At 60.3% G+C, this 23,178-nt stretch carries 20 protein-coding genes; 10 read left to right on the forward strand and 10 right to left on the reverse strand.

Annotated elements, in window-relative coordinates:
- Nucleotides 1–32: 32 nt before the first annotated feature.
- The 3 genes from QDY28_RS10950 to QDY28_RS10960 all read left to right on the forward strand — a co-directional run bounded on the left by QDY28_RS10950 (nt 33) and on the right by QDY28_RS10960 (nt 3,650).
- Entirely contained in the window at nt 33–1,256 is a 1,224-nt protein-coding gene (locus tag QDY28_RS10950; protein ID WP_331381701.1) for a lytic murein transglycosylase, read from the forward strand.
- 82 nt (nt 1,257–1,338) lie between these two features.
- Nucleotides 1,339–2,529: an SGNH/GDSL hydrolase family protein gene (locus tag QDY28_RS10955; RefSeq protein ID WP_331381702.1), complete on the forward strand. Its 1,191-nt coding sequence runs from the start codon at nt 1,339–1,341 to the stop codon at nt 2,527–2,529.
- A gap of 35 nt (nt 2,530–2,564) precedes the next feature.
- Complete coding sequence (locus QDY28_RS10960; RefSeq protein WP_331381703.1) at nt 2,565–3,650, forward strand: serine hydrolase domain-containing protein; 1,086 nt, start codon at nt 2,565–2,567, stop codon at nt 3,648–3,650.
- A gap of 56 nt (nt 3,651–3,706) precedes the next feature.
- Here the strand turns inward: QDY28_RS10960 and QDY28_RS10965 are convergent, their stop codons facing one another.
- Genes QDY28_RS10965 through gltB form a run of 4 tightly spaced genes read right to left on the reverse strand, consistent with a single transcriptional unit; the run spans nt 3,707 to nt 10,632 of the window.
- Nucleotides 3,707–5,161, reverse strand: coding sequence for a glutamate synthase subunit beta (locus QDY28_RS10965; protein ID WP_331381704.1), 1,455 nt, complete (start codon nt 5,159–5,161; stop codon nt 3,707–3,709).
- Between the two features lie 28 nt (nt 5,162–5,189).
- Nucleotides 5,190–5,588, reverse strand: coding sequence for a type II toxin-antitoxin system VapC family toxin (locus QDY28_RS10970; RefSeq protein WP_331381705.1), 399 nt, complete (start codon nt 5,586–5,588; stop codon nt 5,190–5,192).
- Nucleotides 5,588–5,851 carry an antitoxin gene (locus QDY28_RS10975; protein ID WP_331381706.1) on the reverse strand — a complete coding sequence of 88 codons (264 nt, stop codon included), beginning with the start codon at nt 5,849–5,851 and terminating at the stop codon, nt 5,588–5,590. The genes QDY28_RS10970 and QDY28_RS10975 overlap by 1 nt, the downstream gene beginning before the upstream one ends.
- Before the next feature lie 56 nt (nt 5,852–5,907).
- Nucleotides 5,908–10,632: a glutamate synthase large subunit gene (gene gltB, locus QDY28_RS10980; RefSeq protein ID WP_331381707.1), complete on the reverse strand. Its 4,725-nt coding sequence runs from the start codon at nt 10,630–10,632 to the stop codon at nt 5,908–5,910.
- A 566-nt stretch (nt 10,633–11,198) separates the two neighbouring features.
- Between gltB and QDY28_RS10985 the strand changes: the two genes are divergently transcribed.
- Together QDY28_RS10985 and QDY28_RS10990 are read left to right on the forward strand one after the other, a co-directional pair.
- A complete protein-coding gene (locus tag QDY28_RS10985) occupies nt 11,199–12,245 on the forward strand; it encodes a threonine aldolase family protein (RefSeq protein WP_331381708.1) in 1,047 nt (348 codons plus the stop codon).
- 163 nt (nt 12,246–12,408) lie between these two features.
- Nucleotides 12,409–12,549, forward strand: a complete 141-nt coding sequence (locus QDY28_RS10990; RefSeq protein ID WP_331381709.1) for a hypothetical protein — start codon at nt 12,409–12,411, stop codon at nt 12,547–12,549.
- A gap of 125 nt (nt 12,550–12,674) precedes the next feature.
- Here QDY28_RS10990 and QDY28_RS10995 read toward each other — a convergent pair whose 3' ends face one another.
- The gene (locus QDY28_RS10995) at nt 12,675–13,532 is read right to left on the reverse strand and encodes a LysR family transcriptional regulator (protein WP_331381710.1); all 858 of its coding nucleotides are present in this window, start codon (nt 13,530–13,532) and stop codon (nt 12,675–12,677) included.
- 105 nt (nt 13,533–13,637) lie between these two features.
- On the opposite strand from QDY28_RS10995, the gene QDY28_RS11000 reads away from it, so the two are divergent.
- On the forward strand, nt 13,638–14,672 hold the full coding sequence (locus tag QDY28_RS11000) for a bile acid:sodium symporter family protein (RefSeq protein WP_331381711.1): 1,035 nt from the start codon (nt 13,638–13,640) through the stop codon (nt 14,670–14,672).
- A 106-nt stretch (nt 14,673–14,778) separates the two neighbouring features.
- Here the strand turns inward: QDY28_RS11000 and QDY28_RS11005 are convergent, their stop codons facing one another.
- The gene (locus QDY28_RS11005) at nt 14,779–15,243 is read right to left on the reverse strand and encodes an Hsp20 family protein (RefSeq protein ID WP_331381712.1); all 465 of its coding nucleotides are present in this window, start codon (nt 15,241–15,243) and stop codon (nt 14,779–14,781) included.
- Between the two features lie 351 nt (nt 15,244–15,594).
- A complete protein-coding gene (locus tag QDY28_RS11010) occupies nt 15,595–16,011 on the reverse strand; it encodes a DUF2000 domain-containing protein (RefSeq protein WP_331381941.1) in 417 nt (138 codons plus the stop codon).
- Between the two features lie 132 nt (nt 16,012–16,143).
- Here QDY28_RS11010 and QDY28_RS11015 point away from each other — a divergent pair, with 132 nt between their 5' ends.
- The 3 genes from QDY28_RS11015 (at nt 16,144) to QDY28_RS11025 (ending at nt 18,942) form a co-directional block, all read left to right on the forward strand.
- Nucleotides 16,144–16,623, forward strand: coding sequence for an Lrp/AsnC family transcriptional regulator (locus QDY28_RS11015; protein ID WP_331381942.1), 480 nt, complete (start codon nt 16,144–16,146; stop codon nt 16,621–16,623).
- A gap of 156 nt (nt 16,624–16,779) precedes the next feature.
- Nucleotides 16,780–17,847 (forward strand): cyclic nucleotide-gated ion channel, encoded by a 1,068-nt coding sequence (locus QDY28_RS11020; protein WP_331381713.1) that lies wholly within the window; start codon nt 16,780–16,782, stop codon nt 17,845–17,847.
- A gap of 156 nt (nt 17,848–18,003) precedes the next feature.
- The gene (locus tag QDY28_RS11025) at nt 18,004–18,942 is read left to right on the forward strand and encodes a LysR family transcriptional regulator (RefSeq protein WP_331381714.1); all 939 of its coding nucleotides are present in this window, start codon (nt 18,004–18,006) and stop codon (nt 18,940–18,942) included.
- Here QDY28_RS11025 and QDY28_RS11030 read toward each other — a convergent pair.
- Nucleotides 18,893–19,627, reverse strand: coding sequence for an SDR family oxidoreductase (locus tag QDY28_RS11030; protein ID WP_331381715.1), 735 nt, complete (start codon nt 19,625–19,627; stop codon nt 18,893–18,895). The two genes, QDY28_RS11025 and QDY28_RS11030, sit on opposite strands and share 50 nt — an antisense overlap.
- Nucleotides 19,628–19,817: 190 nt before the next feature.
- Between QDY28_RS11030 and QDY28_RS11035 the strand changes: the two genes are divergently transcribed.
- Nucleotides 19,818–20,792: an alpha/beta hydrolase gene (locus tag QDY28_RS11035; RefSeq protein ID WP_331381716.1), complete on the forward strand. Its 975-nt coding sequence runs from the start codon at nt 19,818–19,820 to the stop codon at nt 20,790–20,792.
- A 65-nt stretch (nt 20,793–20,857) separates the two neighbouring features.
- Here the strand turns inward: QDY28_RS11035 and hisN are convergent, their stop codons facing one another.
- Together hisN and QDY28_RS11045 are read right to left on the reverse strand one after the other, a co-directional pair.
- Nucleotides 20,858–21,631, reverse strand: a complete 774-nt coding sequence (hisN, locus tag QDY28_RS11040) for a histidinol-phosphatase (RefSeq protein ID WP_331381717.1) — start codon at nt 21,629–21,631, stop codon at nt 20,858–20,860.
- A gap of 576 nt (nt 21,632–22,207) precedes the next feature.
- A complete protein-coding gene (locus tag QDY28_RS11045) occupies nt 22,208–23,092 on the reverse strand; it encodes an N-formylglutamate amidohydrolase (protein ID WP_331381718.1) in 885 nt (294 codons plus the stop codon).
- Nucleotides 23,093–23,178: the final 86 nt, after the last annotated feature.

Raw genomic sequence — 23,178 nt, forward strand, 5'->3', positions numbered from 1 at the left:
CGAAATCCAACTATCGATGGACACGGCTGTTGATGACCCTAAACCGCAAACACTCCCTTCGTGGTCTCGCTTTGGCGCTCGCGCTCGGTGCCTTTGCGGGACTAACTCCCATTAACGCCAATGCGGACCCTGGGTTCCAGAAATGGATCGCGGGCTTCTACGATACCGCAGCCAAAAGCGGCATCACGCAGTCAACCTATCGCAAAGCATTTGCCGGCGTAACGGACCCAGACCCCACGGTCCTCGAAAAAGCTCAGTACCAACCGGAATTCAAATCCCAGATCTGGGATTATCTGGATTCCCGCGTCAATCCCTATACCGTCGATATTGGCCGGAAGATGGCGGCCAAATACGGTTCTACACTCCGCTCCCTTGAACAGCATTTCGGTGTGGATCGCAATATCATCCTGGCGATCTGGTCGATGGAATCGAATTACGGGGCCGTACTCGCCAAGGACGAAAAGCTGCACTACGTGCCGCGCGCTTTGGCGACCCTCGCCTATGCCGATCCGAAGCGTTCCGGCTATGCCAAAAAGCAATTGATAGCAGCGCTGAAGATCCTGCAGAGCGGCGATGTGCCGCGCGACGAGCTCAATGGCTCCTGGGCGGGCGCCATGGGCCATACGCAGTTCATCCCGACCAGCTACCTGCTCTATGCGGTCGACGCCGATGGCAACGGCCATGCCGACATCTGGAACTCCGTTCCCGACGCGTTGGCAACCACCGCCAATCTGCTGGCAAAGAACGGCTGGAGCACCGGCCGCACCTGGGGCTACGAAGTGACCGTACCGCCGGGCGGCGCGGCGCAGGTGGGCAAGACCCATACGATCGCGCAATGGGCTGCCATGGGTTTCGTGCGCCCGAATGGCAAGGGCTTCCGCCTGACCTCCGATCGCGCCCAACTGAAGATGCCGGGCGGAGCTGACGGTCCCGGCTTCCTCATGGCCGGCAACTTCTCCACCATCAAGCGCTACAATGCCTCTGACAGCTACGCGCTCGCCGTCGGCCTGCTCGCCGATCAGATCGCCGGCTATGGCGGCATGCAGCAATCTTGGCCTCGCCCCAGCGGCACGCTGGACGTAAAACAGAAATTCGAGCTGCAGACGCGGCTGAAGGAGCTCGGCTATTATGACGGCGTCGTCGACGGCAATTTGGGCTCCGGTTCCAAAGCGGCCATTACCGCCGTTCAGCAGCATTTCGGCATGAGCGCCGACGGCGAGCCGTCGATGAACCTTTTGAACGCGCTGCGCAAATAGGCCGCCGCAGATGAGCCTTGGATTCGCTGGACGGCGGCACCGCCTTCATGCGACCATGGGGCAGCGAGCGGAAAAGAGCCCGATGAAAAACCGACCTGCCCGCGCGATCATGACTGCTGCAAAAGCGATCCTCACGGCGCTTCTTGCAGCCTGCTTCGCGTTTACCTGCCTGCTGACGGCGGCCGAAGCGCAGGAGCGGCCGCGCAGGACATTGCTCCAGATGCTGTTCGGCCGTTACGAGCCTGACATTCCGGAGCAGCAGCCCGCGCCGAGACGCACGTTTCGGCCACCGCGCAAACGGATCGCTCCGCCGCCGCGCCAAGTCGTGGTTCAGCAGCCGGAGGCGCCGCCGGAAATCCGCAAACTGCCCGATGCCAAGACGATCCTCGTCGTCGGCGATTTCCTGGCGGGCGGCCTCGGCGACGGGCTGGGAGCTGCCTTTTCCACCTCGCCCGGCGTCGTCGTACAGACGCGCAGCACCGTCGCCTCCGGCCTCGTGCGCCAGGATTATTACAACTGGCCACAACAACTGCCCACCATGATGGACCAATTGAAACCGGCCATGGTCGTCGTCATGATCGGCGCCAACGATCGTCAGCAGATGACGGGCGACGGGCTCAATGAAAAATTCGGCACCGACCCGTGGTTCCTCGCCTACGAGGAGCGCGTTCAGCAGTTCGGCAAACTGGTGACGAGCCGGCATATTCCCCTGCTCTGGGTCGGCCTGCCACCCTTCGGCTCGGACCAGATGACGGCCGATGCGGTGAAGCTCAATCAGCTCTACCAAAGCCAGGTCGAAAGCATCGGCGGCGAGTTCATCGACATCTGGGACGGCTTCACCGACCAGAACGGCGAATTCATCGTCACCGGCTCGGACATTAACGGTCAGCAGGTGCGGCTCAGAACCTCAGACGGCATCAACCTGACGGCAGCGGGCAAGCGCAAAGTCGCCTTCTACGTCGAAAAACCGACCCGCCGACTGCTCGGCGACCAGGCGAGCCCGGATATCACGCGCCTCGATACCGGCAATCAACTGCCGGCCGAACAGGTCAACCTGCCGCCGGCGGAGTTGGAAAAGATCACCCGCACGCAACCGGTCAGCCTCTCCGATCCCAATCTCGACGGTGGCGCACAGCTCCTCGGCGGCGGTCCCGCCCGCACGTCCGTCACCGAGTCACCCCGCGACCTTCTGGTCAAGAAAGGCCAAATGGCCCCCGCGCCGACCGGACGCGTCGACGACTATCGGCTGCCGACTGCTGCAACTACTCCCTGATCATCATCGGGTACAACATAACAAGGGCAATTCGCATGCTGGAATCGCACGCAGACCTTGGCCTGCCGGAAGCAACAGCGGACGGATGGGCGTTATCTACTCCGGAGGACCATGGTTTTGACGCGGACAGATTGCGAGGCATCGGCCCACACTTCGAGGCATGGACGGCGGCAAATGCTCATGCCGTCGCGATAGCGCGTCATGGCAAACTGGTCTACGAGCGATATTTCGCGGGGGAGGACCGGGCATGGGCTGCCCCGCTTGGCCGCGTTGCCTATCATGCAGGCCTCAGACACGATCTTCGCTCAATCACCAAAAGCATTACCGCCCTCCTGGTTGGCATCGCGCTTGAAAACGGCTGGATCACCGACCTGGACACGCCGGTTTTCTCCTTCTTTCCTGATCACAGTGATCTCCGCACACCGGAAAAAGATAGGATAACGCTTCGCCACCTGCTCACAATGTCCGCTGGTTTTGCCTGGAGCGAGGAACTTCCGTATAGCAATCCAGCCAACAGCGAGCGCCGGATGATGGAAGCTGCTGACCTGTACCGCTACGTTCTGGAACAGCCAATCGCCTGGCCGGCGGGCGTTGTCTACAACTACAACGGCGGATTGACCGCCCTGCTCGGCGCCATTCTGCATAGGGTATCGGGCCGGCCGTCGGATCAGCTCGCCAAAGAATACCTCTTCAATCCTCTTGACATCGATGACGTGGAATGGGTTCGCTACCCTGACGGAACATCCAACGTCACATCCGGCTTGCGTATGCGGCCCCGCGACGTCGCCAAGATCGGTCAACTTGTGTTGAACAAGGGCGACTGGAACAACGCAAGGATTCTTTCCTCAGCCTGGATCGACCTGGCCACGTCACCGCAAATCCAGGGAGAAAGCTTATATTTCTACGGGTTCCAATGGTGGCTCGGACGCTCGCTGATCGACCGGCAGGAGATTAGCTGGACTGCAGCCATCGGTTGGGGAGGACAAAGGCTCTATGTCATTCCGAGCTTGGACATAACGGCTGTCGTGTTGGCAGGATTATATGACAATCCGATGCTGCAACCCGCCGTCGGAGATACGCTTCTCCGGCGCTTCCTGCTTCCCGCCGTAACGAACCGCTAAACGAAAAGGCTCCGCCAAAGCAGAGCCTTTCTTGACCTTCGATAATGCCCAAGCTTTTACCGCGGCAGCACCGTCGAACCCATCAGGGCCTCGTCGATCGCGCGGGCAGCCTGGCGGCCTTCGCGGATGGCCCAGACGACCAGGGACTGGCCGCGGCGGACGTCGCCGGCGGTCCAGAGCTTGTCGACGGACGTCTTGTAGCTCTTGTCGTCGGCGACGACATTGGTCGAGCCGCGCTTGTCGGTGTTGAGCGTCAGCTTGCCGTCGAGCTCCTTAAGCACGCTGTCGATAAACGGGCCGCGGAAGCCGATGGCGATGAAGGCGAGATCGGCGCGGATGACGAATTCCGTTCCGGCAATCGGCTTGCGGCGCTCGTCCACTTCGCAGCACTTCACACCGGTCAGCACGCCGTCTTCGCCGATGAATTCCAGCGTTGCCACCTGGAATTCGCGCACGGCGCCCTCGGCCTGCGAGGAAGAGGTACGCATCTTTGTCGCCCAGAACGGCCAGACGGCGAGCTTGTCTTCCTTTTCCGGCGGCTGCGGGCGGATGTCGAGCTGGGTCACCTTGACCGCGCCCTGACGGAAAGCGGTGCCGACGCAGTCGGACGCCGTATCGCCGCCGCCGACGACCACGACATGCTTGCCGCCGGCGAGGATCGGGTCGGACGGCCAGCCGATGCTGTCGATGTTTTCGCGGCCGATGCGGCGGTTCTGCTGCACGAGATAGGGCATGGCGTCGTGGACGCCGGCAAGCGTCGTGCCCGGAATGCCGGCTTCGCGCGGGGTTTCCGAGCCGCCGCAGTAAAGAACCGCGTCATAGTCAGCCAGAAGCTCCTCGACCTTGACGTCCACGCCGACATTGACGCCGCAATGGAAGGTGACGCCTTCGCCCTTCATCTGCTCGACGCGGCGGTCGATGAAATTCTTCTCCATCTTGAAGTCCGGAATACCATAGCGCAGCAGCCCGCCGGGCTTCGTCTCGCGCTCATAGACATCGACGTCATGACCGGCGCGGCCAAGCTGCTGAGCCGCCGCCATGCCGGCAGGGCCGGAGCCGATCACGGCGACCTTCTTGCCCGTATGGACGGTTGCCGGCTCCGGACGGATGAAGCCGAGCTCATAGGCCTTATCGGCAATCGCCTGCTCGACCGTCTTGATCGCAACCGGCGCATCCTCGAGGTTCAGCGTGCAGGCTTCCTCGCAAGGCGCGGGGCAGACGCGGCCGGTGAATTCCGGGAAGTTATTGGTCGAATGCAGGTTGCGGATCGCCTCTTCCCAATTGTTGTTGTAGACGAGGTCGTTCCAGTCCGGAATCTGGTTGTGAACCGGGCAGCCGGTCGGGCCATGGCAATAGGGAATGCCACAGTCCATGCAGCGCGCGGCCTGTTTCTGTACTTCCTGGTCCGACATGGGGATCGTGAATTCGCGGAAATGCCGGATGCGATCCGACGCCGGCTGATACTTGCCAACCTGCCGGTCGATTTCCAAGAAGCCTGTTACCTTGCCCATGCTTTCGTCCCTATTCATCAAAACGCTACTAATGCAGCCAGTTTTCCACCTTCAATCCCGGCACGCGGGAGAATTCACCCTCATTGTCCGTCACCAGCACCGCATCCAGCGCTAGGGCGTGGGCAGCGATCCAAAGATCGTTCGGACCAATAAGAGTACCTTTCCTTTTCAAATCCGCCCGCAGCCATCCGTAATGACGGTAGACCGAATTCTCCAAAGGCATCACTCTGATGGCCTGTAAGATCGCCTCCATATTCAGGCGTAGCCTTTCAGACCCTTTCGACTCCAAACCAAACTCAACTTCACCAGCAACAATGACACTCGTAATCACATCATCGACGTCGAGCTCAGCGATCTTTCGGCTAATATGACCATGTGGGTCACTGGAAAGACGTGAGAGGATATTTGTGTCAAGCAGGTAAAGCATTAGAAATTCACATCTTTCAACGGCGGCAGGTCGTCGTCGTTGAGCTCAGGCATCCAATCTTCTGGCGGCAGCGGTTCTAAGCTTGCCAAAACTTCCAGCAAAGTTCTGCGTTTCACCGGATGAACAATCAGATCGCCATCCTCATCCATACGAATCTCAACTTGATCCGCATCGAATTCGAACTCCTTAGGAATCCTAATCGCTCGGCTCCGGCCATTGTTGAAAACCTGGGCGATTTTGATGACCTGTGCGTGCTCGTTCATAGGCGCCTCCAATCCGTGATATGACATGTCATATCACGGAAATGCCCACATCCCAACTATTCCGCCGCAACACCCATCCGGCTACGCTCCATCTCTTCCAGCGCACGACGGTATTCGACCGGCATGACCTTGCGGAATTTCGGACGGTAGTCGGCCCAGTGATCGAGGATTTCCTTTGCCCGCGTCGAGCCGGTGTAGTGGAAATGGTTCGAAATCAACTGGTAAAGGCGCTCTTCGTCGTGGCGCGTCATATCACCGGAGACGTCAACGCGTCCCTTGTGCATGAGGTCGCCGCCGTGATGATGCAGCTTCTCCAGCAATTCATCCTCTTCCGGAACCGGCTCCAGTTCGACCATCGCCATGTTGCAGCGGCGGGCAAAATCGCCCTTTTCGTCGAGCACGTAAGCGACGCCGCCCGACATGCCGGCCGCGAAGTTGCGGCCGGTTTCGCCGAGCACGACGACGACACCGCCGGTCATGTACTCGCAGCCGTGGTCGCCCACGCCTTCGACTACGGCGATGGCGCCGGAGTTGCGCACCGCGAAACGCTCGCCGGCAACGCCACGGAAGTAGCATTCGCCTTCGGTCGCGCCATAGAGCACGGTGTTGCCGACGATGATCGAATGTTCAGCCAATATCTGTGAGTTTTCCGGCGGACGGATGATGATACGGCCGCCCGAAAGACCCTTGCCGACATAGTCGTTGCCGTCACCGACGAGGTTGAAGGTCACGCCGCGCGCGAGGAACGCGCCGAAGGACTGGCCGGCCGTGCCTCTCAGCGTGATGTTGATCGTGTCATCCTTGAGGCCACGGTGACCGTAGCGCTTGGCGACGGCGCCCGAGAGCATCGCACCGGCCGAGCGGTCGACGTTCTTGATATCGACCTCGAAAGCGACCGGTGTCTTGCTGGCAAGCGCCGGCTCCGCCTTTTCGATCAGCTTGCGGTCGAGAATGTCGACGATCGGGTGCTTCTGCACGGTCGTCCAATAGGTCTCTTCCTTCGGCGCATCGACCTTATGGAAGATGCGGCTGAAGTCGAGCCCCTTAGCCTTCCAGTGGGCGAGCATGTCGTCCTTTTCCAGCAGTTCCGAAGCGCCGATGATGTCGTCCAGCTTGGTGGCGCCGAGCGAGGCGAGGATTTCGCGCACTTCCTCTGCAACGAAGAAGAAATAGTTGATGACATGCTCCGGCGTGCCCTTGAAGCGCTTGCGCAGGACCGGGTCCTGCGTCGCGACCCCGACTGGACAGGTGTTGAGATGGCACTTGCGCATCATGATGCAGCCGGCCGCGATCAGCGGTGCGGTGGCGAAACCGAACTCGTCTGCACCGAGCAGCGCTCCGACGATGACGTCGCGGCCGGTCTTCAGGCCACCGTCCACCTGCAGGGCAACACGCGAGCGCAACCCGTTCAGCACCAGCGTCTGCTGCGTTTCGGCAAGGCCGATTTCCCAAGGCGAGCCGGCATGCTTCAGCGAGGTCAGTGGCGAAGCGCCCGTGCCGCCGTCGAAGCCGGCGACGGTGATGTGATCGGCGCGCGCCTTGGCAACGCCGGCGGCAACCGTGCCGACGCCGACTTCCGAGACGAGTTTGACCGAGACATCCGAAGTCGGGTTGACGTTCTTCAGGTCGAAGATCAACTGCGCCAGGTCTTCGATCGAGTAGATGTCATGATGCGGCGGCGGCGAGATCAGGCCGACGCCCGGTGTCGAATGGCGGGTCTTGGCGACAGTGGCATCGACCTTGTGGCCGGGCAACTGGCCGCCTTCGCCGGGCTTCGCACCCTGCGCCACCTTGATCTGCAGCACGTCGGCATTGACCAGATATTCGGTGGTCACACCGAAGCGGCCTGAAGCGATCTGCTTGATCGCCGAGCGTTCCGGGTTCGGCGAACCGTCGAAGAGCGGCATGTAGCGGTCGGATTCCTCGCCGCCTTCGCCGGTGTTCGACTTGCCGCCGATCCGGTTCATGGCGATCGCCAGCGTCGTATGTGCCTCGCGGCTGATCGAGCCGAAGGACATGGCACCCGTCGAGAAGCGCTTGACGATATCGGCGGCCGGCTCGACCTCCTCGATCGAGATCGGCTTGCGGCCGAGTGCTTCCGCACCCTTGATCTTGAAGAGACCGCGGATGGTGTTCATCCGGAGTGCGGACTGGTTGACCATTTCCGAAAACTCGCGGTAGCGGTCCTCGGCATTGCCGCGCACGGCATGCTGAAGAGCTGCAACGGCATCCGGCGTCCAGGCATGGCTTTCGCCGCGCATGCGGTAGGCATATTCGCCGCCGATATCGAGCGTACTTGCCAATAGCGGATCGCGGCCGAAAGCAGCCTTATGGCGAGAGACCGTTTCCTCGGCGATGGTTTCAAGGCCGATGCCCTCGATCATCGTCGCCGTGCCGAAGAAATACTTGTCGACCAGTTCCTGCTGCAGGCCGATCGCATCGAAGATCTGCGCGCCGCAATAGGACTGATAGGTCGAGATACCCATCTTCGACATGACCTTGAGAATGCCTTTGCCGACCGCCTTGATGTAGCGGTAGACGACTTCGGTCGCGTCCACTTCCTTCGGGAATTCGCCGCGCTGATGCATGTCGAGCAGCGTGTCGAAGGCGAGATAGGGGTTGATGGCCTCTGCGCCATAGCCGGCGAGCAGGCAGAAATGATGCACTTCGCGCGGCTCGCCGGTTTCAACGACGATGCCGACCGATGTGCGCAGCCCCTTGCGGATCAGGTGATGGTGGACGGCAGCCGTCGCCAGAAGCGCCGGGATTGCGATGCGGTCCGGGCCGATCTGACGGTCCGACAGCACGATGATGTTGTAGCCGCCGCGAACGGCCGCTTCCGCCCGCTCGCAGAGACGATCGAGCATTTCCGGCATGCCTTCGGCGCCGCGCTCGACATCATAGGTGAAGTCGAGCGTCTTGGTATCGAAGCGATCTTCCGTGTGGCCGATCGAGCGGATCTTTTCGAGATCACCGTTGGTCAGGATCGGCTGGCGCACTTCCAGCCGCTTGGCGTTGGCCATGCCGGTATGGTCGAGCAGGTTCGGGCGCGGGCCGATGAACGAGACAAGGCTCATCACCAACTCTTCGCGGATCGGATCGATCGGCGGGTTGGTTACCTGCGCGAAGTTCTGCTTGAAATAGGTATAGAGCAGCTTCGGCTTGTCGGACATGGCCGAGATCGGCGTATCCGTGCCCATGGAGCCGATCGCCTCCTGCCCGGTGGTCGCCATCGGCGACATGAGGATCTTGGTGTCTTCCAGCGTATAGCCGAAAGCCTGCTGGCGATCGAGCAGCGATACGTCGCGGCGCAATGCCCGCGGCTCCACCGGCTTCAGGTCTTCGAGGATGAGCTGCGTGCGGTCGAGCCAGCTCCGATAGGGATGCTTGGTCGCAAGCTCCGACTTCACCTCGTCGTCGGAGATGATCCGGCCCTTTTCCATATCGATGAGCAGCATTTTGCCCGGCTGTAGGCGCCACTTCTGAATGATCTTTTCTTCCTCGACCGGCAGAACGCCGGCTTCGGAGGCCATGATGACGCGATCGTCGCTGGTAACGAGATAGCGGGCCGGACGCAGGCCGTTGCGGTCGAGCGTCGCGCCGATCTGCTTGCCATCGGTGAAGGCAACGGCAGCCGGGCCATCCCACGGCTCCATAAGGGCGGCATGATATTCGTAGAACGCCTTGCGCTCCGGCGCCATCAACTGGTTGCCCGCCCAGGCTTCCGGGATCAGCATCATGACGGCATGCGACATGGAATAGCCGCCGCGCACGAGGAATTCGAGCGCGTTGTCGAAGCAGGCGGTGTCCGACTGCCCTTCGTAGGAAATCGGCCAGAGCTTGGAGATATCGTCGCCGAACAGCGGCGACGACACCGATGCCTGTCGCGCCGCCATCCAGTTGACGTTGCCGCGCAGCGTGTTGATTTCGCCGTTATGGGCGACCATGCGATAGGGGTGCGCCAGCTTCCACGAGGGGAAGGTGTTGGTCGAGAAACGCTGATGTACGAGAGCGACCGCCGTCTCGAACCGCGGATCGGAGAGATCGTTGTAATAGGCGCCGACCTGATAGGCGAGGAACATGCCCTTGTAGACGATGGTCGAACTCGACAGCGAGACCGGGTAGAAGTTGCTCTCTTCGCCTTCATATTCCGCATAGATGCGGTTGGAGATCACCTTGCGCAGGGTGAACAGGCGGCGCTCGAACTCCTCGTTCGTACCAGCATCGCGGCCAGCGCCGATGAAGACCTGCACGTGGTGCGGCTCGGTGGCGGCGATTTCGGGCGCCTTCGAGAGCGAGGAGTTGTCGACCGGCACGTCGCGGAAGCCGAGCAGGACCTGGCCTTCCTCGGCAACGACCTGCTTGATGGCGGTCTTGAAATGCTCGATCAGCGCCTCGTCGCGCGGCAGGAAGAAATGGCCGACGCCATATTCGCCCGCCTTCGGCAGGGTAATGCCCTGCAAGGCCATTTCCTCGCGGAAGAAACGGTCCGGAATCTGCACGAGAATGCCGGCGCCATCGCCCATGAGCGGATCTGCGCCGACGGCGCCGCGATGCGTCAGGTTTTCGAGAATGAACAGGCCGTCGCGCACGATCTGGTGCGACTTCTGACCCTTCATATGGGCGACGAAGCCGACGCCGCAGGCATCATGTTCATTGCGCGGATCGTAGAGGCCCTGCTTCGGCGGGATACCGACAGCGCGTTTCGACGTATTGACCGTAGCGGCAGCCTTCGCTGCGGCGATGTGGTCAAAAGTCATGGACGGCGTCCTGTTCGTCATCGTTTTCCCTCCGGTAAGGCCCGCACCGCGGGCGATCCTTCGTCCCGCGCCGTCCCATTGCCGGGTCCGACGCGCGACAGCGCTGTTGCATTGTGAAGATCGGGCCGCAGACCATGACCCCTTGGTGGAGCCCGTCGTCAGCGTTCCGCGCCTTGCTTATTCCACCGCCGCTCCGCCTGGTGCCTGACAGCTCCATAGGACATGCTCGCAGTAACTATAGCCCGAAATCCTGATATCGTCAGGACCCTCTAGCGCATCTTCGGCCTTGGCAGCCAAAATAGGACAGCAACCCTGTCCTAATTCATCAGCTCTATGCCAGAAAGTGATGGGCTTCGCAAGAGCAAAACGGCAAAATATCGCTGCTTCAAGACGGAAGATTGCCAATGCCTCAGAATCCAAGCAAGAAAGTTTCACTCTGCCGCATCATTTTGTTTGTTGATTGCGTAGATCAATTTCTGTGATGTGTCCTTCAGCATGGCGCACTTGATCCCCTGCTCTATTGGATTAATGTCCGCCGATCTCTGCGAACCCTCCCGCAATCCTTTTGATTCAGTTGGTGCACATCCATGTTTTTTGCTTCCGATAATTGGGCCGGCGCCCATCCTAACATCGCGCAACGCCTTTTCGCCGAATCCGGCGGTTTTGCCGCAGCCTACGGCACCAGCGATCTCGATCAGAAGATTGAAGCCAAGTTTGCCGAGATCTTCGAGCGTGACGTCGCCGTCTTCTTCGTCGCGACCGGCACGGCCGCCAATTCTCTGGCGCTCGCGAGCGTCCAGAAGCCGGGCGGCATCAGTTTCTGCCACCCAGAAGCGCATGTGGCGGAGGACGAATGCGGGGCACCGGATTTCTTTAGCGGCGCACGGCTGGCAACGGTCGAGGGCGTCCTCGGCAAAATCGATCCAAAGGCGCTGACGACCAAGGTTGCCCGCTTCCCGCAGGATGCCCTTCATCATGGCCGCGCCGCGGCAGTGACCATCACGCAGGCGACCGAGATCGGCACGGTCTATTCGCCCGCTGAAATCGATGCCATCGCCGCCGTCTGCAAGGCAAACGGTCTGCCGCTGCACATGGATGGCGCCCGTTTCGCCAATGCGCTGGTCGCGCTGGGAGTCAGCGCGGCGGAAATGACCTGGAAGCGCGGCGTCGATATTCTTTCCTTCGGCGGCACCAAGAACGGCTGCTGGTGCGCGGAAGCAATCGTCTTCTTCAATCCGGATCAGGCGAAGGAGATGCATTTCATCCGCAAACGCGCCGCCCAGCTTTTCTCCAAATCGCGCTTCATCGCCGCCCAGTTCGATGGCTATTTCGAAGGTGGTCTCTGGCTCGACCTTGCCCGTCATTCCAACCGCATGGCCGATCGCCTGCGCGCCGGCATCGAACGGGCTGCTGCCGCGCGCCTCGCCTGGCCGACGGCTTCGAACGAAGTCTTTGCGATCATCTCGAAATCGGCCGCCAAGACCGCCGAGGACAAGGGTGCAAAGTTCTACGAATGGCCGATCCCGGAATCACAGCCCGAACTGGTGAGCGGCAACGAGACCCTGATCCGCCTCGTCACCAGCTTCGCCACGACCGACGACGATGTCACCGGCTTCCTGGCTTGCCTAGCTTGATTTTAGGCCTGGCTTAGTTTTAGGTAAAAAGGAGCGCCGTGGCTGACCCAGCGGGACATACGCGGCGCTCAGTACCTCATTTGGAGGTCAGTTTTGATTTGGGTGCATAAACAATGCGGAATGTGAAACGTCTTGGCCTGATTGGGCCGGGATGTGGCGGGTTATGACCGTCATCGCCATGACACAGGCGACCAATCCGCAAATAAACATCGCACCATATTTCATCGGGCTGATTTTCCCCGGCTCAGCTCGTTCATCAAGCCGAATCGTACCACCAAAAGCTGACTTGAACCTGAACGCGTGAATCGAAAAGGCGGGACACGCGTGAAGAGAATCAGCAGCCGGCAAAGGAACTTCCACCGGATTTTCAAGCCTATTCGCTTGAGAGAAAACACTTTTTTGAGATCGAGAAACAGCGCATCCGATAGATCAGACAGATCTCAGACCCCGCACCTTCGCTAGAATATCCTCTGACAAGGCGCTAACCAGCAATTGATCCGCACCCTTGCGCGGCACCAAGACGAATTCCACATCCTCCAATGCCGGCAGCCAGCCGGGCGCAATTTCCGACAGTCCCGTCGGCGCCATGCTGCGGGGCTGAACGAGGACGCCCATGCCGGCCCGCGCCGCCGCCGTTAGGCCGCTGAGACTGCCGCAGGTGCAAACGATACGCCAGGGCACCTGCTGACGGCGCAGAGCTTCGAGTGCCACGGCACGGGTGACGCTTGGGGCCGGAAAGGCGATCAACGGCAAAGGCGCCGCAAGCGTCCGAATGCGCTCCGGATCCCGCGCCAGCCAGACCAGTGGCTCGCGATAGACCAACTTTCCCCTGGCATCGCCGAGACGTCGCTTGGCAAGCACGAGATCGAGATCGCCATTGTCCTGCATCTCATAAAGCGTGCCACTGAGAGCAACCGTCAATTCGAGATCGACCGAGGGATGCGAGCGAACGAATTCCTCCAGCACATCGGGCAACCGGCTGGTGACGAAATCCTCCGAGACGCCGAGCCGCAGATTGCCGCGCAGGCTGTTGCCGGCAAAGAGCTGCTGCACCTCCCCCTCGATCGACAGCATTTGCCGGGCATGGCCGAGCAGCGCCTCGCCGTCGCCCGTCAACACTACCCGATGCGTGTCGCGCGCCAGAAGCTTGCGGCCGAGCGTGCTCTCCAGTCGCTGGATATGCTGGCTGACGGTGGATTGGCCGAGGCCGAGCCGCTCGGCCGCCAGCGTGAAGCTGCCCATCTGCTCGACGGCGACGAAGCTGCGCAACTGCGTGAGATCAAGCATGGCGCTCATCCTGAATTGCGATAACTGTTATTCCTTGCATCGTGGATCACGATAGGTCTATGTGCAAGGACAAATCTTACGGGAATTGCAATTGGGGTAGGCACGATGCGCCGCTTTCTTCCAGACACCTTCACCATCCTGCTGGTGCTCACCGTGCTCGCGGCATCCTTCTTCCCCGTGCAGGGGACGAGCGCCCACTATTTCGGTACCGCCACCAATTTTGCCATCGGCCTGCTGTTCTTCCTGCACGGCGCGCGCCTGTCGCGCGATGTCGTCATTGCCGGTCTGCTGCATTGGCGGCTGCATATGGTCATCCTGCTGACCACCTTCGGCATTTTCCCGCTCCTGGCGCTTGCCATGGGCGTGCTGGTGCCGGCCGTCCTGCCGCAGGCGCTTTACACCGGCATCCTGTTCCTGAGCGTGCTGCCCTCGACGGTGCAGTCCTCGATCGCCTTCACCTCGATTGCCGGCGGCAATGTGCCTGCCGCGATCTGCGCGGCATCGGCTTCGAACATTTTCGGCATGTTCCTGACGCCCCTGCTCGTCGGCGTGCTCTTCTCGGTCGGTGGCCATGGCGGTGGGTTTTCCTGGGACGTGCTGGAACAGATCATGCTGCAACTGCTCGCCCCCTTTATCGCCGGTCAAATCCTGCAGCCCTGGATCGGCAATTGGATACGTTCCAAGAAGACGATCCTGATGCCGGTCGACCGCGGTTCAATCCTGATGGTGGTCTATTCGGCCTTCAGCGAAGCCGTTGTGGAAGGCCTGTGGCATACCTTCTCGCTGGTCGATATCGCCACCGTCATCATCGCCAACGTCGTGCTTCTGGCGCTGGTGCTCTGCATCACCATGTTCGGCAGCCGCGCGCTCGGCTTCTCCAAGGCCGATGAGATCACCATTACCTTCTGCGGCTCGAAAAAGTCCCTTGCAAGCGGCGTCCCGATGGCCAACGTCATCTTCGCCGGCCAGGGGATCGGTGCCATCGTCCTGCCGCTGATGCTGTTCCACCAGATCCAGCTCATGGCCTGCGCCGTCATCGCCCAGAAGTATGCAGATGCCGCCAAAAAGCGGGAAGCAGCCAAAGCCCAAGCCGAAACCGGCGGCACCTCGAAGACGAACGGAGCCTCGAACGCAGCGTAGCGGCCGTGCCGACTAATACGCAATACAAAAGGCGGCGCCCCAACGGAGCGCCGCCTTGCTTTTATGACCTGGGAGGATCGGTCTTCTGGTTATGTGTTGAAGCCTATTAGCTGATATGGGCTTCGATTGCCTTCGCGGTTTCGACCGACTCGGCCGCAATGGAAATGCGGCGGGGCTTCATGGCTTCCGGAATGTTGCGCAACAGATCGATGTGCAGCAAACCATTCTTCAGCGAAGCCGCCTGTACCTCGACATGATCGGCGAGCTGGAAGCGGCGCTCGAAGGCGCGCTTGGCGATACCGCGATAGAGATATTCGCTAGACTCGGCCGATTCCTCGCTCTTTTCACCCTTGACCTGGAGAACATTGGCATGAGCCTCGATGCTCAGTTCCTTTTCATCGAAACCGGCAACGGCCATGGTGATGCGATAGGTGTTCTCACCAGTGCGCTCGATGTTGTAGGGCGGATAGGTCTGAGCCTGATCCGGCTGCGCAAGGCTGTCGAGCATGGTGAAGAGACGGTCGAAACCGACGGTGGAACGATAAAGGGGAGAGAAGTCTACGTGACGCATGTTGTCCTCCTGTGAGCGACGATTGCGATTTGGTTTTGCCCCCGCGGCCCCGCTCTGGGCGGCCTGAGGACGGTTACGCGAGCCCGTTTGGCACCCGCAGAATGGAGATGGTGATCGCTTTTCGGCAGTTCAAGACCCCTGATCACATCTCTCGATTTTCAAAAAATCCGCGTGAACCGCAGATGAACGGCCGGTTCGGCGCCCGTTCAGACTAGCGGGACTAACAATAGGATCATCGGATACATTCACTGTCCGATGACTGAAGTGTATCGTCCCTTCTTCTTCAGTCCTTGCTAGGCCGGCGACGCGGAACTCTCTATCTCCGCAAGCCGGTCTTTTTTCTTTCCTGCGTCAGCGCAACAGCTTCAGCGAGCCCGTCAGCGATTTCACCCATTTCGTTGGACCCGCTATACCCAGACCATCGATCGCTTCCATTGTCAGGTCGCGGTCAGGAAACGTTGCCTCATATTCCCTATAATCGTGCAGCGAGCGTGCAAAGGCCGGAAAGGCAACGACCGCCCGTTCGCCCTGCGGCGGCAATGCATTCAGCAGCAGCGACCGGATGGTATCGGCATCCGCCTGCAGCATCGGAACCGGCATGTTCGAACTGATGTCGATAGCCCGCCCTTCCATATCCATCAATTGCCGCGCCGCCAGCGCGGGAAATCGTGCCCCCAGCCCGATCGCGATGGCACCGGCGGTATTGGCGATCAGCCCGAGCGGCAGATCCGGATTGATGACGATGGCAAGGCGGATATCTGGAAGCATGGGAAGCCCGTTGCTGGTGTCGATGGTCCCAAGAAGAATATCCTGGGCGTCGCGAAGAATCCTACCTTTTATTGCGGCCATTTGGTTATATGTGGTAGGCTCTACCCATATCGAGCCAAAACAAGATGACATATACCCTCCGCACTTGAACCGATCGACCTCAGAATCCTTGAAGCACTCCAGAAAGACGGACGCCTGACCAATCAGGCGCTTTCCTCCGAAGTCGGGCTCTCCACCTCCCCATGCTGGCGGCGTGTGCGCCAATTGGAAGAAACCGGAGTCGTCCAGGGCTATACGGCAACCATCGACAGGCGCCGGATCGGGCTTGGTGTCCTGGCTTTCATCCGAGTAAAAATCGACAGCCACAGCGAGGCCGAGGCCGAAGAATTCTCGCGCGACGTCCTGAAGCTCAGCGAAGTCGTGGCCTGCTACAGCATTGCCGGCGACGCGGATTTCCTGCTGCAGGTCGTTGCGGCGAACCTCGATAGCTATGCGGATTTCGCCATGGCGGTCGTTCGCCGATTGCCGCGCATCAAGGAGATGCAGACGACGTTCGTGCTGAAGGAAATCAAGGCCTTTAAGGGTTTTCCGCTGGATGTCGGACAACGATAGCGGCCCTGGGCGTGGAACTGGCATAGTCTATTGCATCAGCCATAAATCGCCCGCTCCACTGGCCAACACTTGGTTCCCGCACATGCCCAGCCAGCCCTTTACGTTTGGATCGAAGACATCCTATTCTAAAAGAGTGGCGGTTCACCGGGGTATTGAATGTCGGCGCTCCCTTTCTCGAAGATTTCCGAGCCGCTGAACGCGCTGCTCGTTGCCATCGGCCTCGTGACCGTGGCTGCACTCACCACGCCGGACATGACCGGACAGACGAGGCTCGTTCTCGAAGTCCTGCTTGCCGGCATCTGGGCTGTCTACGTCCTGCAACTGATCGAGACGCTGATCGTGCATCGGACGAAAAATGTTCGCGACAGGGTGCCGGAAATCGCCGTCGATGGGCTCGCTGTCCTCATCCCCTTGGCGGCGTTCCTGTTTGTCGGCGGACGCGACCAGAGCCTCTATTGCGCGATCTGGCTGCTGAAGCCGCTGCGCGGCTCAACCTTCTTCAGACTGCTGGGCAGGGTCCTGGGCAAAGAGGCGCGCAATTTGCTCGGCGTCACCTCAATCTTCGGCATCGTTCTGTTCGGCGCAGCCCTCGCTGCCTATATCATCGAGCGCGATGTCCAGCCTGACAAGTTCGGCAGCATTCCGCTTGCCATGTGGTGGGCGGTGGTGACCTTGTCGACCACCGGCTATGGCGACGAGATTCCGCAAAGCTTCGCCGGCCGCGTTCTTGCCGGGTTGGTCATGATGAGCGGTATTGGCATCTTTGCGCTCTGGGCCGGCATCCTCGCCACCGGATTCTACGAAGAAGTCCGCCGCCAGGACTTCGTGCGCAATTGGCAGTTGGTTGCGGCGGTGCCGCTGTTCCAGAAGCTTGGTTCGGCCGCACTCATCGAGATTGTGCGGGCGCTGAGGCCGCGCATCGTCCCGGCCGGTTCCGTCATCTGCCGCAAGGGCGACACGGGTGACCAGATGTTCTTCATCGTTGAAGGCCGCGTCACCGTCGCAACACCACAGCCGGTGGAGCTTGGGTCCGGCAGCTTCTTCGGCGAGATGGCCCTGATCAGCGGCGAACCCCGCTCGGCAACCGTCAGCGCCGCTACCGAGGTCTCACTCCTCTCGCTTTATTCGGCGGATTTCCAGATGCTGTCCAGCAGCAGCCCGGAGATCGCCGACGTCATCCGCAAAACCGCGCTCGAACGACGCGGTGGGACACCGAAGGCTTGATGGAAGTGACACTAAGGCTAACACCTACAGCCCAGCCACCGTTGACCTTTTAGCCGTCCACTTCGTAATCTATTGAGGGTGACACAGGCGAAACGGCCGCGTCGCCCGGCGGTCATTTGATTGCGGTTGTTCTGACCCCTACTTCGGCACGGCTCGATGCATCCCAGATTACTCAAGACATTTTTAACAGTTGCCCGAACTCGAAATTTCACTCGTGCGGCCGAGGACGTGCATCTCGCGCAATCCAGCGTAAGCGATCAGATCCAGTCGCTGGAAACCGAATTGGGCACCGAGCTCTTCGTGCGGTCGAGATCGGGCTTGAAGCTGACGGCGGCGGGAGAGACGTTGAGACACTATGCCGAAGAAATTCTGGTCCTGACGGATGAGGCGCGCGCAGCCGTGGAAGCGTCCTCAAAGCGTATGACCGGAACGGTGACGATCGGCGCGCTGGAGACGATCGCCTCCGTGAAGCTTGCGCAGTGGCTGTCGGCTTTTCAGAGCGATCATCCTGATATCGAGCTACGGCTGAAGGTCGCGGGCAGCGGCGATCTGTTGCGGAAGCTCGAAGACGGCGAAATCGATGTCGCCTTTTGTTTTGACCGAGACCGTCTCGATGAACGCCTGGCGAAGCGGAGGATATCGGCGGAGCCGTTGATTCTCATCGCGCCTCCTGCCAAGGAACCGGCAACGAAAAGCGGCGATTTGGCCGCGCTCGCCTCAATGAGCTTCGTGGTAACAGAGGTCGGCTGCGCCTATCGGCGTCTCTTCGATAACGCCTTTGACGAAGCAGGAATAGCGGCACCGAAGCTCGCTGCTGAAGTCGGCAGCATCGGCACGATTGCGCGGCTCGTGGCCGCCGGTGCAGGCGTGAGCCTGGTTCCGCGCCTTGCGGTCGCAGATCACCTCGATCGCGGCGAAATCATCGAGATGCCTTGGCCCGGTCCGAAGCGGACGGTATCGCTTATGATGATCTGGCGGCGCAGGCGCGTTCAGCCGCCAGCCTTGAAGCTATTGTTGGCGGCCGCCGGCGACGGTTTTGCGCCGGCTAAACCAACCGATGTCCACCCTCGACATGCAATATCGTCCCGGTTGTGAAGGCATTGCCCATCAGGAAGCTGATGGCGTGGGCTATGTCTTCCGGTTGCCCCACTCTGCCAACCGGCAGTCGTTTTGCCATAGCGCCCAATGTCTCCTCCTTCTTGTCGCCGGCAACGAACGTCCAGATGGGCGTGTCGACCCAGCCGGGCGAAACGGCGTTCACACGGATTGGCGCCAACTCGACTGCAAGCGCGCGGACCAGTCCTTCCAGGCCCGCATTGACGGCGGCGACGACCGATCCCCGCGCCGACGGCCGATAGGCCGCGATACCGGATGTGAAGGTGATGGAGCCGAAGGGAGAGAGTAAGGGGGCACCATATTTGGCGAGCAACAGCGGTCCGTAGAATTTGCTTTCCACGACCTTTTGCGCTGCCCTGAGATCCAGCGATGGCAGCAGTTCATAAGCACCTTCGATATCGGCGGCTGTGCTTACGATATGATCGAGTCGGCCGATCCTCTCAAAAAGATCGGCGACCTGGCCTTCCTGTGTCACATCGGCTGCCACGGTCGAAAGCGCTGCGTTTCGAAGCTCCACACCGGCACGCTTAAGTTTCTCCTCGTTTCTTCCGACGATGATCACCTCGGCACCGGTGCCGAGCGCACGTTTCGCCAGCGCCAGGCCCATTCCGGAGCTGCCGCCGACAATAAGAACTCTTGAATTCGCGATTTCAGCAATTGCCATGTCTTCCATTCCCACGGGTAATGATTGCGGCCAAGAATTCGCAGAGACGCGCAACGAGGGGAAACGGAGAAAGACGATCGTGTCATCGGAGAAACCGATGGAGCGATGCCGCCAATAAACCAGTTGCAATTCCCTACGCCTGCGCTATCCCCTTGAGGAAGGCATCCCTTCAACGAGGCGCGACATCGTCATGGATTCGATCCTCTATTCCACACCAGACAATCCGGTGCCGGAAAACCGCACCGAAGGGTTCTTCGAGACATTTGACGGGCGCAGGCTGCGCTATGTGGTCTTCCGTTGCCAACAGCCGGTCGCCAAGGGCACGGTGGTGCTGTTGCAGGGCCGCAATGAGTTCATCGAGAAATATTTCGAAACGATCCGCGATTTGACCGCCAAGGGCCTGTGGGTTGCGACCTTCGATCTGCGCGGCCAAGGCGGTTCGGAACGGCTCTTGAAGGACCCGTTGCGCGGACATGTCAGACGCTTTTCCGACTATGAACGCGACCTGACGGCCTTCCTCGACAAGATTGTACTGCCGGACACGCGCTTGCCGTTCTTTCTGCTGGCCCACTCGACCGGCGCGTTGATCTCCCTATCAGCGGCGCCGCGGCTTGCGAGCCGCATCGAACGTATGGTGTTGTCGGCGCCTTTTGTCGGCCTCACTGGCCAGGGTGTCTCGCCAGGCCTGGTGCGTTTCCTCTCGGGAACGGTCTGCGGGCTTGGTCTCGGCCGGATGCAATTCAGCAAAAAAATCAAGGAAAAGCCCTTCCCGGAAAACCCGCTGACCACCGACGAACGTCGGTATCGGCGCAATCTCGCCATTGCAACGGCGTATCCACAGCTTACCCTCGGGCCGCCGACGGCCCGCTGGTTGCTGGAAGCATTCCGCACCATCGAGCGCGTCAATACGCCCGAGCATCTCTTTTCCATCGCCATTCCGACGGTGCTGATCGCGCCGAGCCGCGACGGCGTCGTGCCCTATGCCGACCAGGAACGATTGTCGCGCTATTTCCGCGCAGCGCAGTTCGTGCCCGTTCACGGGGCGAAACATGAAATCCTGCAGGAGCGGGACGTCTATCGCAACGCCGCGCTCGCCGCGATCAACGCTTTCATCCCCGGCAGCGATGCCGAGGCGAATACCGATATGGCGGGAGTCGGAATTTAGCGCGTGATCTCGAGTCCGCGGACCGCGAAGTTGAAAATATCCGGCGCTTTCGGATGCTCAATCGCCTAGCGCGACAGGATTGCCCTTGCCTGATCATAGACGGCGCGGCTACCGGCGGCGATGATGGTGCCACCCATTTCCGGCCGGCCGCCGTCCCAGGTGGTGATGATGCCGCCCGCCTGTTCGATGACGGGGATGATGCCGCCGACATCATACGGCTTGAGCGAACTTTCGACGACGAGATCGACGTGACCGGCCGCGAGCAGCGCATAGGCATAGCAATCCGTGCCGTAGCGGAAGAGGCGCACCTGGCTCTCGATCTCGCGGTATTTCGCCAACTCGTCGCCGACGAAAATATGCGGCGAAGTGGTGAAGAGAACGGCGTTCGACAGGCTGCCGCAGTCGCGGACCTGCAGCCGCTTTTCGCCATCCGGGCCGGAATAGGTCGAGCCATTGCCGTCGGCAAAATAGCGCTCGCCGGTAAACGGCTGATCGATCATGCCCATGACGGCGCGGCCATTCTTCTGCAGGCCGATCAGAGTCCCCCAGACGGGAACGCCGGAAATGAAGGCGCGGGTGCCGTCGATCGGATCGATCACCCAGACATGCTCGCGGTCGAGGCCGACGCTGCCGTGCTCTTCGCCCAGGATACCATGGTCCGGAAATTCCGTCTCGATCAAGGCGCGAATCGCCACTTCGGCGGCGCGGTCTCCTTCGGTCACCGGATCGAACCCCTGAGCCTCCTTGTTGACCACATCAACGCCGGCGCGAAAACGCGGCAGGGTCTCGGCCTTAGCCGCCTCGGCCAGACGGTAGAAGAAAGCGCGATCAGGAAGCATGGTCGATCCGGATTAAATGACGGGGCGGCGAAGTCATAGCGCATAAACTCGACGAAGCAAACCAGATGCCGATGCGAGAGGCTGATTGCGCGGAGATCAGGCAGAAATCCGGCGACCGCCTAAATATTTTGCAGCGCAATAAACTGCTTGACATTTGTGCAATGCAATAGCAATATCTCCTTGCAGTCTTCCGACTGTAAATACCCTCCTTGGGTGTTTCCTCCCTAGACTTAGCCGCGCCACAAGCGCGGTTCTTTTTTGAGGGGCTATTTGTCTCATGGGAGTGGCGCAGTAGATGCGCTCTATCTCGCCCTTGGCGGGCGAGAAAGCAATTTCATTGGTTTAGGAATTGCGATAGGGAACATGCCGCATATTCAAAAGCCTAGCGCAATTTCTAAGCCATTGAAATTGCCAGAGCGGGGTCCATTTCTTGCTGACCCTATTCGGAGATTGGGTGCGCCCTGACCTACCCCTCTCTTGCAAAATCTAGCACTTAGCCAAAGCTAACATGCTGATTTTGCTTTCTCGCCCGCCCCTTCGACAAGCTCAGGGGGCGAGATAGCCTCGGGCTTTGCCCTATTCCGCCGCCAGCGCCGGATCGCCTGCATAGGACTCCACATGCTCGGCCATACGCTTCATGAACAGGGTGATGGCCGCGGCGACTGCACCGAAATCCGACCGTTTCTCCAATGTCGCTTCATCGACATAGAGTGAGCGGTTGACCTCGATCTGCAGGGCATGAAGTCCGCGGGAGGGCCGGCCGTAATGCTCGGTGATGAAGCCGCCCGCATAGGGCTTGTTGCGCACGGCGTTGAAGCCGAGTTCGTCGAGGATTTGCATGGCCGCGCGCGACAGGTCCGCCGAGGCGCTGGTTCCGTAACGGTCGCCAAGGATGAAATCGGGCCGCATGTTGCTGCCGGCGATGCGGATGTTGCCCGGCATGGAATGGCAGTCGACCAGGACGCCGAAGCCGAATTTGACATGGGTGCGGGCAATCAGCCGCCGCAGAGTCGCGTGATAAGGCTTGTAGATCGTCTCGATGCGCTGCAGCGCGTCTTCGACCGGCACCCGGCGGGCATAGATTTCCATGTTTTCGGCGACGATGCGCGGAATGGTACCCAAGCCGCCGGCGACTCGCAGCGAATTGATGTTGGCATAGGGCGGCAGCACGCCGTCGAACATACGTGGGTCGAGCTCATAGGGCTCGCGGTTGACGTCGATATAGGCGCGCGGGAAATTGGCAAGCAGCAGCGGCGCACCGAGAGCGCTTGCCGCCGAAAACAGCTCATCGACGTAATGATCTTCCGAGCGGCGGATGGCGATGCCTTGCAAGCGGGACTGGGCGATGAAATCCGGGGGATAGATGCGGCCGCTATGGGGCGAACTGTAGACAAAGGGAATTGTCTGAGAGACGGGCTCCGATACCTCAAAAATCTCGAAATTACGCATTTCTGCGGACATAAACGTCTTTACCATGTCAACAACTTGTCGCAGCATCCATGTTGCCAGTTGCTCGCCCGCAAGTCCATACTAACTTAAGCAAAATG

The organism is Rhizobium sp. BR 362, assembly GCF_036528765.1.
Classification (GTDB): domain Bacteria; phylum Pseudomonadota; class Alphaproteobacteria; order Rhizobiales; family Rhizobiaceae; genus Rhizobium.

What these genes read in the sequence shown, in the direction of transcription:
- QDY28_RS11010 (WP_331381941.1), bottom strand. Translation starts at nt 16,011, where the DNA reads ATGCTTCCAGATATCCGCCTTGCCATCGTCATCAATCCGGATCTGCCG.
- QDY28_RS10985 (WP_331381708.1), top strand. Translation starts at nt 11,199, where the DNA reads ATGTTTTTTGCTTCCGATAATTGGGCCGGCGCCCATCCTAACATCGCG.
- QDY28_RS10990 (WP_331381709.1), top strand. Translation starts at nt 12,409, where the DNA reads ATGACCGTCATCGCCATGACACAGGCGACCAATCCGCAAATAAACATC.
- QDY28_RS10955 (WP_331381702.1), top strand. Translation starts at nt 1,339, where the DNA reads ATGAAAAACCGACCTGCCCGCGCGATCATGACTGCTGCAAAAGCGATC.
- QDY28_RS10975 (WP_331381706.1), bottom strand. Translation starts at nt 5,851, where the DNA reads ATGAACGAGCACGCACAGGTCATCAAAATCGCCCAGGTTTTCAACAAT.
- QDY28_RS11005 (WP_331381712.1), bottom strand. Translation starts at nt 15,243, where the DNA reads ATGCGTCACGTAGACTTCTCTCCCCTTTATCGTTCCACCGTCGGTTTC.
- QDY28_RS11000 (WP_331381711.1), top strand. Translation starts at nt 13,638, where the DNA reads ATGCGCCGCTTTCTTCCAGACACCTTCACCATCCTGCTGGTGCTCACC.
- QDY28_RS11020 (WP_331381713.1), top strand. Translation starts at nt 16,780, where the DNA reads ATGTCGGCGCTCCCTTTCTCGAAGATTTCCGAGCCGCTGAACGCGCTG.
- gltB (WP_331381707.1), bottom strand. Translation starts at nt 10,632, where the DNA reads ATGACGAACAGGACGCCGTCCATGACTTTTGACCACATCGCCGCAGCG.
- QDY28_RS10970 (WP_331381705.1), bottom strand. Translation starts at nt 5,588, where the DNA reads ATGCTTTACCTGCTTGACACAAATATCCTCTCACGTCTTTCCAGTGAC.
- QDY28_RS11030 (WP_331381715.1), bottom strand. Translation starts at nt 19,627, where the DNA reads ATGGCAATTGCTGAAATCGCGAATTCAAGAGTTCTTATTGTCGGCGGC.
- QDY28_RS11025 (WP_331381714.1), top strand. Translation starts at nt 18,004, where the DNA reads ATGCATCCCAGATTACTCAAGACATTTTTAACAGTTGCCCGAACTCGA.
- hisN (WP_331381717.1), bottom strand. Translation starts at nt 21,631, where the DNA reads ATGCTTCCTGATCGCGCTTTCTTCTACCGTCTGGCCGAGGCGGCTAAG.
- QDY28_RS11035 (WP_331381716.1), top strand. Translation starts at nt 19,818, where the DNA reads ATGGATTCGATCCTCTATTCCACACCAGACAATCCGGTGCCGGAAAAC.
- QDY28_RS10960 (WP_331381703.1), top strand. Translation starts at nt 2,565, where the DNA reads ATGCTGGAATCGCACGCAGACCTTGGCCTGCCGGAAGCAACAGCGGAC.
- QDY28_RS11045 (WP_331381718.1), bottom strand. Translation starts at nt 23,092, where the DNA reads ATGTCCGCAGAAATGCGTAATTTCGAGATTTTTGAGGTATCGGAGCCC.
- QDY28_RS10950 (WP_331381701.1), top strand. Translation starts at nt 33, where the DNA reads ATGACCCTAAACCGCAAACACTCCCTTCGTGGTCTCGCTTTGGCGCTC.
- QDY28_RS10995 (WP_331381710.1), bottom strand. Translation starts at nt 13,532, where the DNA reads ATGCTTGATCTCACGCAGTTGCGCAGCTTCGTCGCCGTCGAGCAGATG.
- QDY28_RS10965 (WP_331381704.1), bottom strand. Translation starts at nt 5,161, where the DNA reads ATGGGCAAGGTAACAGGCTTCTTGGAAATCGACCGGCAGGTTGGCAAG.